6 protein-coding genes are annotated in these 11,406 nt (G+C 65.5%); all 6 read right to left on the reverse strand.

Annotation, left to right across the window (positions count from 1 at the left end; translation table 11 throughout):
- Positions 1 to 5 precede the first annotated feature (5 nt).
- Genes P3T20_RS01045 through tssK form a run of 6 tightly spaced genes read right to left on the reverse strand, consistent with a single transcriptional unit; the run spans position 6 to position 11,326 of the window.
- The gene (locus tag P3T20_RS01045) at positions 6 to 2,903 is read right to left on the reverse strand and encodes a protein kinase domain-containing protein (protein WP_429285770.1); all 2,898 of its coding nucleotides are present in this window, start codon (positions 2,901 to 2,903) and stop codon (positions 6 to 8) included.
- 10 nt (positions 2,904 to 2,913) lie between these two features.
- Complete coding sequence (locus P3T20_RS01050; protein ID WP_429285771.1) at positions 2,914 to 3,633, reverse strand: PP2C family protein-serine/threonine phosphatase; 720 nt, start codon at positions 3,631 to 3,633, stop codon at positions 2,914 to 2,916.
- Complete coding sequence (gene tagF / locus P3T20_RS01055; protein ID WP_429286179.1) at positions 3,630 to 5,003, reverse strand: type VI secretion system-associated protein TagF; 1,374 nt, start codon at positions 5,001 to 5,003, stop codon at positions 3,630 to 3,632. The genes P3T20_RS01050 and tagF overlap by 4 nt, the downstream gene beginning before the upstream one ends.
- Positions 5,000 to 8,584 carry a type VI secretion system membrane subunit TssM gene (gene tssM / locus P3T20_RS01060; protein ID WP_429285772.1) on the reverse strand — a complete coding sequence of 1,195 codons (3,585 nt, stop codon included), beginning with the start codon at positions 8,582 to 8,584 and terminating at the stop codon, positions 5,000 to 5,002. Before tssM ends, tagF begins: the two co-directional genes overlap by 4 nt.
- A gap of 4 nt (positions 8,585 to 8,588) precedes the next feature.
- Entirely contained in the window at positions 8,589 to 9,992 is a 1,404-nt protein-coding gene (icmH, locus tag P3T20_RS01065; protein WP_429285773.1) for a type IVB secretion system protein IcmH/DotU, read from the reverse strand.
- Complete coding sequence (gene tssK / locus P3T20_RS01070) at positions 9,989 to 11,326, reverse strand: type VI secretion system baseplate subunit TssK (protein WP_429285774.1); 1,338 nt, start codon at positions 11,324 to 11,326, stop codon at positions 9,989 to 9,991. The genes icmH and tssK overlap by 4 nt, the downstream gene beginning before the upstream one ends.
- Between the last annotated feature and the right edge of the window lie 80 nt (positions 11,327 to 11,406).

Consider the following 11,406-nt stretch of genomic DNA (forward strand, 5'->3'; position numbering starts at 1 on the left):
CCTCATCAGTTATCGACACCGCTGGCGGGGAGCGCAGAGCCATCCAACGTGGAGGAAGCATCTCCACCGACATCGCCAGACGTGTCCGGGTTCTGCGTCTTGATCTGATCGAGCAACGCACGCAGGCCGCCTTGTGGCGATGTCACGCGGGCGCCAAGGTCGCGCTCCAGCTGCTGCATGCCGTCCGGATCGGCAGCGGCTGCGCTTGCGTAGCGCGCGCGCAGAGTCTGGTAGTCGGGGTCCGCCATCGGCTGGCTACGCGCCGCGAGGATGCTCGCAGCCACCTGGTAGCGTTGCGCCGCGTTGCTCAGTCTGGCGTCGTCGCTGAGCGCGCCGGCGCCCTGCGCCGCGGTCTTCGCGGCATCCGCGAGCAAGCCCTGCTGACACAAGACACGTGCATTGCCAAGAAAGGCGGCGGCCACCAGTTGCCTCCCTTCTGCGCCCACGAACGGATCCGATGGCTGCAGCGTGCGCAACCGCTCGAACGCGGTAAGCGCACGTGGCCCATCGTTAGCACTCGCGGCAAGGCGCACCGCGTCCATCAGCGAGGCCGGGTCGCCGCTCGCAATCTGCTGGTCGATCTTCTGCTGCTGCAACAGGTCCTGCATACGGTCGCGCTGTGCAGCAAGTGCCGTCGAGCGCGGTGCGTAGCGTAGCCCTGCCTGCACCAGATCGAGATATTGCTGCGCCTGGCCCGGGTCGTTCACCTTCTCCGCCGCGGTGATGATCCCGTCAACCAGCATTTCGATCGCCTGCTCGGTCTCGGGTGCGTCGTCGCCTCGCAGCGACGACATCGCACTGGTCACTGCGTCAAGCCACTCGCTGCTCGCCGCAGGCCTGGCGGCGAGTTGCGTCAGCGCGCGGCGCGCGTCGGCCACGCTCGCGCGATTCGCGTGCGCGTCCGGATGCGCCGCCGCATCCGCCACAGCGGCGTCCAGCTGCGCGTGACGTTGCTGCAGGAGCATCGAGTCCGGGAATAGCTGCAACGCCAGCGTCATTCTCGAGCGCGCCTTGTCGAGTTGACCCAGATCGATCGACTGCCCGATCGCAGCGTCGTATTTCGACTCCAGCTGGCTGTTTTTCAGCAACACGCTACCCGGGTCGAGCGCGCGGATGCGCTCGAGAATTTCGGCGGCGCTGCCGGGCTGATCTTCGAACAATGCGTCGCGCTCGCTCGCCTGATCGAGGTCACCGCCCAGTCTGCCGAGCAGATCGTTGCGCTCGTCTTCGATCTGCTTACGGCGCCCGTCGAACGTCGGTGAAAACAGCTTAAGCCGATCGCGCAGCTCGAACACGTGCCGCACCGCGCCATAGTCGAAGCGGCCAAGCGTCGGATTCCAGTATGCGTCGAGGCGCTCCAGCAAAAAGGCCTGGATAGCCTCGCTCTGGTCGAGCACCGCGCGTTCGCGTTCGTCTTCGCCGAGCGCATCGAGTGCCGTCATCATCTGATTTTCGTTCACGTAGTGCTGCGGATTCGCTGCCGCGAGGCGCTCGATCGCCGTTTCCAGTTGCCGATGACGCATCTGGGTATGCAGCATCGCCCCACCCGCCGCCAGCGCCGCAACGGCGAGCGCCGTGCCGACGTACGGCGCGAGGCGCTCGCTCGTGCTCCTGCGGCGCAGTCCGTCGATCAGCGCCTCGACACTATGCGGCCGCTCCTCGCCATGAAACGCAACTGCGTCGCACAGCGCCTTCTGCTGGCGTCGGGACAGACCGGCTACGACGGGCGGTTGCCGCCCTTCCTTCATCGCCACATCGGCGCTCTGACGATCGAACGGGTGGCTGCCGGTCAGCAATTCGAAGATCACGCAGCCGAGCGCGTAAACATCGTCGCGGACGGCAGGATGCGCGCCTTCGATCATTTCCAGACTCGCGTAGGCTGGCGTAAGCGCACCGAGCGTGCCCGCGTCGAACACCGTTTGCTCGCCCACCGCGCCGGCGCCGGACATACCCGCGCGGGCGATGCCGAAGTCGAAAACCTTGGCGACGTAATCGCGCGTCACCATCACGTTACCAGGCTTGAAATCCGAGTGCACGATGCCGCTCGCGTGGGCCCGCTGCAACGCGTGCGCCATGCCTTCGATCAACGGCCATGCCTCGTCGAACGGCACGCCCCCGGAGGCCCGTTCGCGGATCAGCGTGCGCAGATCGGTGCCGTCGATGTACTCCATCGTCATGTAGACGATCGTGCCGTCCTTGTCGAAGTCGTAAACGTGCACGATGTGGTCGTCGGCGAGCCGTTGCGCGCGGCGCGCTTCGCGTTGCAGCGCAATCAGCGCATCGGGATGGCGGCGGAACTCGTCGTTGAGCACCTTGACCGCCACGTAAGGATCGCGGTCGCGCGCTTCCACCTTGCGCTCGTCCTTCGCGAGATAGACCACACCCATGCCGCCGCGGCCCAGTTCACGCTCGAGCAGAAAACGGCCTTTCAGCAGCATACCGACGCTCGCGTGCTCCACGCTCTGCATCTCTGCGAGACTTTGCCAGCTGGCGCGATTCAGGCTGCCGTCCGCGGCCGAGTTGCCTGTGCCGGTGCGACGACTGTTGGCGCTGCTCGCAGGCTTCACGACCGTCGCGTCGGCGTCCGCCTCGTGCACGGATGCGAGAGCACGCTGATGACCGCTGCGTGCAGACTGCACCCTGGTCGGCTCGAAGTCATCGGCGTCGGATCCGGCCTCTGATCCGGCATCGGAATCGGATAGCGAACGCGCGGATGACGCAGCGTGCCCTGGCGGAGGATGCGATTCGACGTCGGCCGTCCGGTGCGTGCCCGGTGGCAACGCAGCGACGGCAGGCTTCGATGCAATCAGCCGTCCATACCCGGCCTTGACCGAATCGAACAGCGTCGCGAGCGTTGAAGTGCGTTCGCGGCATGCGGCTAGAAAGTCGTTGAAGTTGTTCATGACGAGAAGTTCACGATGCGTCGAGCCGCACGAAAACGGCAGAAATGTTGTCCCGTGCGCGTCCCGCGAGCGCGAGCGCAAACAGGCGCCTGACCCGCTGCTGCGGGTCGTCCGGCGTGCAGCATGCGTTCGCCAGTTCCGCGTCGTTCAATTCCTTGTTAGCGCCGTCCGTGCACAGCAGAAACTGCATCCCCGGTCGGCTGCCGGCCACGACCCAGTCGACATAGAGCGTCTCGTCGACGCCCACCGCCCGCGTCAGCACACCCGCTCCCGCGCCGGGCGGCGCACGGCGTCCGAAATGCGTCACATCGACCGGCTGACCGTGCACGTGGTCTTGCGTGAGCAACGTGAACGCGCCGTGATCGTCGACATAGACGCGACTGTCGCCCACCCAGCCGCACAGCACGAACTGCTGGTCGTGCACCAGCAACGCGACCGTCGAGCCAATTACATCGACCTGTTGCTCGATAGCGGAGGCGCGCAGTTCGTCGTTGACCTGCTGCAGGCTGTCCTCGATCGCTGCGACGAACTCGTAGACATCCCCTTCGCGTCTGAGCGAGCCGAGCCGCTCGACGATCAGCGCGCTCGCAAGGTCGCCTGCCGCGTGACCGCCCATGCCATCAGCGACCACCCACAATCCGAGGTCGTCACGCAGCAGGATCGCGTCCTCGTTGCGGCGTCGCACCTTGCCGGTCTCGGTGTGGCCAGCGGAACGGCAACGGGTCGTCATGCGCCCACTCCGATGACCGCGAGCGGCCACAGTTCGGACCGGCCGCTGAGCCCCGCGCAGACGGCCAGATGAATGCGAGCGTCTTCGTGACTGGACAAGCCAAGCGCCTCGGCAAGACAGGTGCGCGGGAGTTGAACCAGCTCACGCGTGACGAGCAGCAACAGACGATCGCCATGCTCCAGCACGATGTGCGCCTCGTCGCAATCCGGTTCACCTGCCGCGCCGATGCCGGGCATGTCGATCCACGTGTCGCCGAACAGCAGATCGTCGAATTCGCCGCCCGCGCCTGCTGCCCGTTCGACAAACAGCGGATGCAACTCACCGTGCCGCCAGAGCCACGCGGATGCCGCCCCGAAGCGCAGCAGGCGCACCGCAGCACCCTCGAAGCGGGCGATCAGCGCGGCGCCGTTTTCCGGTGTCTCATCGCGCGACGCCTCGTCATGCACGCGCAATTGCGCGTGCAACTCCATGAGCGCCGATCGCAGGCGTTCGAGATCCCCCTCGACCGTACGCGCGGCTTCGCGGATGCGGTATGCAGCGAGACGACCCGGCATATCGGGACCATCGTCAGCGCACAGCACCAGCATGCGGCCGTCATCGAGACTCGGCATCGCCGGTTGCATATCCACGGCAACATCGACGTCATGGACCGGTTGCAGACCCCGCTCGCTTCCGGAATCAGGAATGCTTAACGAGGCAGTCTCGCCGGGCTGCTCGGCACGGTGCTCCAGCAGAGTCGCATAACTGCGCGGCAAGCCACGCGTCGCGAGCAGAGTGCTCGCGCTCGCAGTCCACCACAGGCACCACGGCCCCGGGCGCAGGCTCAACTGCGTCCACGTTTGCGCCAGCATGATCCCCGTAGCCGCACCGGCAGGCAGCGTCATCATCCATTGCCCACTGTCCCAAGGCAGCGCCCGCCAGATTGCGCCAATACCCGCCTCGTATGTCGAAGGGCCGGCCAACGCGGCGACCCGCGCATCGAAGGTCTCGACGCTCACAGCGTCGTAGAGCGCGCCGCGATAGACACGCTCGAGTGCATCGAACCACGCATCGTTACTGAGGATCGCGGTGACATCGCCGCTACAGGGCGCCGCGAGCACGAGCGGAAACGCGCGACCGAGCCGGTCCACCGCCGGCCCGACGAGTCCGCACCACGCACCCTGGCCACACACCTGTGCAGGCAACATGAAGCGCCACGCCGCACCTTGCTTCCAGGCCTGCGTCCACTGCTCACCCAGTTCGCGCCGCCCGGTTTCGACAGCGCGCTGGAAATGGCGGTCCCAGTCATCGACGAAAGCCGGGGCCAGCCGTCGCTGGACAAAATCGCCTGCCCCCGGCAGCTTGCCGTAAAAGCCGACGCCGCCCGTCATCGCGGACACCTGAATTCCCGTACCTCGCCGTTGAGGAACGGGTTCTCGAGGCTCGCCGGCTGGATCGGCAGTTTCACCGTGTGCCCGTCGAAATCAAAACTGGCGAGATAGTGCAGATCGCCCTGCTTCTGCAGATGCGCAGCATCGAGCGCATGGAAAAAGGCCCAATCGCCGTCGTACTTCAACGGTGCACCGACCGGCTGGCCAGATGTATCGAACGCCGTCACGACCACGTGCCCAGGCTGCGGACCCGGCCACGTCATCGTCATGCTGGCCGTACCGTTGGCGGAGTAGTCGTACTTCTGCCCGTCGATCTCGATCGAAAGCTTCGCGATGGACGGATCCAGTTGCGGCGCGAGCAGCGTGAAGCCAACCGCAAGCTGTGCACCGTTGCGGAAATAGATCTGGCGGATCGCGTCAGCAGCCTGCGCTTCACTCAGCACCGAAGCGGGACCCGCCGGCACGCCGGGTTTCCAGCGCCATGCCCGCCCGCTGGTATCGACGAATTTCGCCAGTGTCGATTTGAAGAAGCCGTCGAAGCGGCCGCCATTGCCGAACAGATCGGTGAAATTCTGCAACGGAATGTCCGAGGCGCCGTTCGCCGCGAACGGATAGCGCCCGTCCACCATGCGCGCGCAGTCGTTGCCGGCCGCTGCGCGGAACTGATCGGCGAGCGCCGCACTGTTGCCGCTCGCAACAAGCGACGCGCTCTTCGTCGCCACACCCGATACCAGCGAGGCGACCTGCGGTGGCAGCTCGCCCGTCTCCTGGCGCGCTGCGAGGACCGCGGGGTTGTTCTGCGTGGCGGGGTCGCTCAGATCGGACATCGATAGCAAGCTCTTGCTCAACTGGTCGAGCACACCGATCGTGTGGTCGAGCGGTGTCGAACCGGGCGTGCCGGCGCTCAACTGGTTCAGCTGCGCGAAGTGCGCCTCGATGGCGGCGCCCGGACGGGTGCCGCTTGTCCCGCTCGCCGTGTCCACGCCGTTCGCCGCGACAGCAGGCGTGCCATTGGGCAGCGTGGCGCCAGCGCCGCGCAACTCGCTGCCGAGGCGCGTATTGAGCGCCCTTCGCGCCGCGAGGTTCTCCCCCACCGTCTTCGCCTGCGAAGCGGCTGCAGCCTCGGCTGCGCCCGATGCGGCCTCATCATGCGCCGGACTCCGCAGCATGTCGTTGGTGTTATCACGCACCAGCTGCAGCAACGCCTTGAGCGGCGAGCCAGGACCAGACAGTTTCGCGGCTACGGCACTTGCGCTCTGGATATCGCTGACCGGTTGCAGTTGCAGGTCGTCAAGCAGGGCATCCCATGCCTTGATGTAGTCCTGCTCGTACAACGCCAGCACCTGCTGGGCATAACGCGAGCGCGCCAGCGGCTCGACGCGGCCCGCATTGAATACCCAGTAGTCCTTGACGAAGCGATCCACCGACTGGTCGATCCCGCCGTTCACCTCGGCCGCGAAATACGGCTGAGTGAAAAGCGCCGGAAACGGCTGCGATAGCGGCGCACCGCTCTTGCGGCGAAACACGTTGCCGAGCAATCCGAGCGTCTGATCGAGCCGCACCGGCGGCACGCCGGAACGCGCGGCGTCGAGCTGGACGCTGCCGTACACGAGGGTCGCCAGATCGGCGGTCTTGAGCGTCGCACGCGCCTGATCGATCAGTGCATTGTCGAGCGTCAACGCGCGCGGCTTCTGCGAATCGTCGACCAATGCCGAGAAGTGCCGGTCGAGTGCGCTCTGGATCGCGGGGTCCTGCGGGAACAGACGCCGCCATTCGATGCTCGCAAGCGCCGCAAGCTCGCCCGGATCCAGATGCTGCGGCTGACCCAGCATCAGATAGCCCTTCAGATAGTCGTAAAGCGACTGCGGGTCGTTGGCGCTGGCACTGAGACCTTCGCGGAACCGGACGCCGACACCTGGCAGCAGCGTGCCGTTCAGCTCGCGCAGATACGCACTGTGAACCTGCGCATACAACGCATGCCCTTCGAACAGACCGAAGCGCATCAGCAGCGGAACGTGCCCCTGGTACTGACCCGCGACGTCCTGCGCGTCTGCAATGACCTCGAGACGGCCGAGCGCACGGGCAAACCAGGCCTTCAGATCCGGCGCGCCAGCAAGGCTGTTGCCGGGCGGCAGATCCTTCAGCTGACCCTGCACCTCGTCGACGTAGAGGCGGTTGCGTTCGTAGCTGGTCGCGAAGCCTGTCACCAGCAGCGCGGTCAGCAACGCGATGCCGGCATAGATGGCCGCCTGCATCGCGATCTTCTGCCGCTCCAGCCGCGGATTGGTGCCAGCGAGGCCCGACTCCCGGAACAGCACATCCTTGAGCAGCCGTTCGACGAAGAAGGTGCGGCGCTGCGTCGAGCGGCCCTGAACGCGGCCAGCGTCCACGCCGAAGGTACGTGCGACGGCGCTCAGCATGCGGTCGATCGGCGCGCCCTCCTGGGTGCCCGAAGTCAGGTACGCGCCGCGCAGCAGCGGCGTCGCGCCGTATTGAGAATTCCCGAATGCGCCTTCGACGAATTGCCTGGCAATCTCGCGAAACGCGCCGAGCTGCTGCGGAAAACTGAGCACAGCGGCGCGGCGGCTACGGTCGCGCTGGGCGTGCAGACGCTCGATCACGCGTGTGTTCAACTGCTCCAGCAACAGGTCGAATTCGCCCGTAAAGCGTGTGCTGGCGGTGCCGTCGAAACTCGAATCGACCGGGAAGGTCATGCCCCAGACCTGGCGGCGCAGGTCTGGTCCGAGGTCGTCGAAGAACTCCCCAAATCCCGCAACGAGGTCACACTTGGTGAACACCAGATACACCGGAAACGCCACCTTCAGATGCTCCGACAGCTCATCGAGACGGCGGCGTACCGCGCGGATGTGCTGTTGGCGCGCGTCGTCGTCGAGTGTCAACAGATCCGATACGCTCATCGTCACGATCACGCCGTTCAGCGGCCGGCGCTTGCGATATCGGCGTAACAGCCCGAGGAACGACTGCCATGCCGAGCCGTCGGCGAGCGCATCGGAGTCCTGAGTTGTGTAACGGCCAGCCGTATCGAGAAACACCGCTTCGTCGGTGAACCACCAGTCGCAGTTGCGCGTGCCGCCAATACCGCGGATCGCATCCTTGCCAAAGCGTTCGGCGAGGGGGAAGTCCAGTCCGGAATTCTGCAGGAGGGTGCTCTTACCCGAACCGGGCGGCCCGATCACGACATACCATGGCAACGCGTACAGGTTGCCGCCATTGCGCCGTGTTTTGCGCAAGGTGTCGACCGCCTCGCGAAAGCGCTGCTGCAATTGCGTGCTCTCGGCGAAATTGCGCTCGTCAGCAGCAGACGACGCGTTCTGTCCGGCAAGTTCGCCCGGCAGTTGCGCAGTCTTGCGCTGCATCCGCCACTGCATTACCTGCATGTACAACAGCCAGATCAGCACAAGCGCAAGGATCAGGGCGACGCGCGATGCAGCGCTCGCGAGCGGCTGCCGGTCGCCGATGCCGAGATACGGACCAGCCAGCCAGATCAGTGCTGCGATCAGCAACATGCCGGCTGCGATCGCAAACCATCGGGACGTCGCCCAGGTTTTTAGCGAATTCATGGGCTCAGTTCTCCGGGATGTAGAGGATTTCGACGCGCCGGTTGCGCGCCCGGTTGGCGGGCAGATCGGCCGGCGTGGCGATCGGCTGCGACGAACCTGCGCCGTTCGACTCGAGCCTGCGCGGATCGTCGAGGCCCTGCGCGAGGATCTGCGCGGTGTTCTGCGCACGCGCCGTCGACAATTCGAAGTTGTCCTTGAATTTCAGGGAGCGCACGGGCTGGTCGTCGGTATGGCCGACCACGACAACCCGGCCTTGCACCTGATTCAACGCCCACGTGATACGGTGCAGGAGCGGCACAACCTCGGGGGCGATATCGGCACCGCCAGACGGGAATAGCTCCGCCGCAGCCAGACGCACGGTGTCGCGGCCGTCGGCCTGCTCGTCGACGCTTAGCTGCCCCGCCTGCTCCTGTGGCGCAAGCAGTTGCTTGAGCGTCAGATGCGCGGCCTTGGGCATCGCGACCGTTTGTGGCGGCGCGGCCTCCTCGAGGCCTATCGTGGCAAGCTGCGCGCTGACGGGTGCCGTAAGTGCGTTGAGCCGCGTGAAGAAGAACAGGAACGTCCCCACCACGATCAGGAGCGCAGCGGCGCTCGCCACCCACAGCGGCGCGTGGCGCATCACCGGATTGCGCCGGTCTTCGACACCGCGCCAGTGCGGCGCCAGTTCGTCAGCGGGTGCTTCGCGAAGCCCGCGGATGCGGCGGTACAGGTCGTCCTGAATGTCGGCCAGACGCGCGAGGCCGCCCTGCTCCACCAGATAGCGACCACCGAAACCCAACGCCAGGCAGATGTACATCATTTCGATCAGGTCCAGATGACGCGAGAAGTCCACGCTCAGTCGATCGAGAATCTGGAAGAACTTGGCACCGCCGTAGGTTTCGCCGTGGAAGGTTACGAGCAATGTTTTCTGGGTCCAGCCACTCTGGTCGCTCCATGGCGCGTTGTTCACAGACTCGTCGAGCATCGTGCACAGCACGTAGCGCGCGGCCATGATCGTCTGCGTGTTGATTCCCGCATCTTGCGTATAGCGCTCAAAGCTTCGCACGTGCGCTACGGCCTGCTCGCGCAAACGGCCGATGTCGACCGGTGACGCCACGCTGTGCCGCAACTGCACCGCCAGCAGCAGTAGCGGATTGGCGGCGCGAACGAGCGGATTAGCGACGCCGCTAAGGAAGTCGCCCAGTTCGGCGCGCAGTGGCGCCCGCCTGGACGGCTGGGCGAATTGACCGGGTTGCGTGGTTTGTGTGCTTTGTGCGGCACGCACGGTCTGCGGGCGCGGCGACATGATGCGTGTCGCGTCGTCGGCGTTGCCTGTAGCCGTCGCACCGGTCATGTCCAGCGAGTCACGCGGACGCACGAGGGTCGCGTCGGCGCGCACCGAGTCATTGGAGCGGTTGCCGGTATTCATGCGCGCACCGCCCACAGTTGCAGATCGAGCCCGGCAAAACCGCTGCCGAAGTGCATCGCGATGCCTCCGGATGTCTTCAGCATGCGCCACATCGGCGAGTTCCGGTCGCACTCGAAGTACAGGAAGCCAGACGTGTACGGCAGTTGGCGCGGCGCCACTGCCATCGGCGATACGCCGATGCCTGGAAGTTGCAGATTGACCAGGTCACGGATCTTTTCGACCGGGCCGATCTTCGACTGCGTCGGTAACTGCCGGCGCATGTCCTCCGACTTCAGATCTGCTTTCGCCGCCAGCACAAAGGTTGCCGTATCGAGCAGCGTCAGATCGGGCACGACACCCACCCAGACACCGTACTTGCGCTGCTGCAGCGGGATGGCCACGGCGTTTTGCTCGAGCACCGCGCTCAGCGCGATGCGCAACGCCGCGATCACCGGCTCGAAGCTCTCGCGCAGCGCCTCGTGGCGGTACGGCGGAAAGGCTTGTACGCGCTTTCCGGGCGACGTGAAGGTGGCAAGTTCGCCAGCCAGTTCGAGCAGCAGGCCGAATAATGCTTCAGGGTGCAACAGCGGCGCTTCGGCCAGATGCGCAACGAGCGGCTGATAACGATTGATGACCTGCAGCATCAGGAAGTCGGCGATCTCGGCGGCGCCGCCACGATCGGTTTCGGCGACACGGCCCGCGAGTGCCTCGCCACGCTGATGCAACAAGCCGAGCAGTTCGGAGAGGAACGTCACCAGCCGCCTCGCCGCCTCGGTGTTGAGCGCGCTCGGCATAAAGCCGTCGTCGAGAATCACGCGCCGGTCGGCCCGGCATTCGACCACCCGGGCGAGCGGAATGCTCATCAGGCCTTCGGCGGGCTGCGACTCCGGCAACAGACGCGTGCTCATCCCCGCCACTTCGAGTACCGTGACCCCTTCCATGCTGCCGGAGGCATCGAGCACTTCGGTTTCGCGCACCCGATAGCGAAACAGCTGGTCGGAGCCCGCATCAGGCCACGCGCTGTCAGGTTGGGTTGGCGAGCGCAGCGGCAACGTCAGATGCACGACCTGGTCGCGCCAGTTCGCGTCGATGTCGAGCGGTGGCGGCAACGGATCATCTCCAGGCATCGCGAACGGCGTGCCATCAGGAAACACGCCTCGCGCACGCTTGATGCCGAGCTTGCCGATCGCTAGCAGCTCGCTTTCCAGCTCGAGCTCCTGAAAGCCCCAGCCGTGCGGACGCAGCGCGCCGGTGCGCAGTTGCACGTAGCGTTCGAAGTAGCGCTCCTGCTGCTGCATGTGCTGCGGCCTGAGAAACAGGCCCTCGCTCCATACCACCTTGTTGTTCTGAGTCATGTCGGAATGCCGGGTAATGGTTCTTCAAGCGTCGTGCGCGATCGGTCGCTCACGACGGCGGGTGATAGCCTGGAATGCTT

Source organism: Paraburkholderia sp. GAS206C (assembly GCF_050435645.1).
Taxonomy (GTDB): Bacteria; Pseudomonadota; Gammaproteobacteria; order Burkholderiales; family Burkholderiaceae; genus Paraburkholderia; species Paraburkholderia phenazinium_B.

Bases quoted from the DNA above. Each gene is read 5' to 3' on its own strand.
- P3T20_RS01045 (WP_429285770.1), bottom strand. From the start codon at position 2,903: ATGAACAACTTCAACGACTTTCTAGCCGCATGCCGCGAACGCACTTCA.
- P3T20_RS01050 (WP_429285771.1), bottom strand. From the start codon at position 3,633: ATGACGACCCGTTGCCGTTCCGCTGGCCACACCGAGACCGGCAAGGTG.
- tagF (WP_429286179.1), bottom strand. From the start codon at position 5,003: ATGACGGGCGGCGTCGGCTTTTACGGCAAGCTGCCGGGGGCAGGCGAT.
- tssM (WP_429285772.1), bottom strand. From the start codon at position 8,584: ATGAATTCGCTAAAAACCTGGGCGACGTCCCGATGGTTTGCGATCGCA.
- icmH (WP_429285773.1), bottom strand. From the start codon at position 9,992: ATGAATACCGGCAACCGCTCCAATGACTCGGTGCGCGCCGACGCGACC.
- tssK (WP_429285774.1), bottom strand. From the start codon at position 11,326: ATGACTCAGAACAACAAGGTGGTATGGAGCGAGGGCCTGTTTCTCAGG.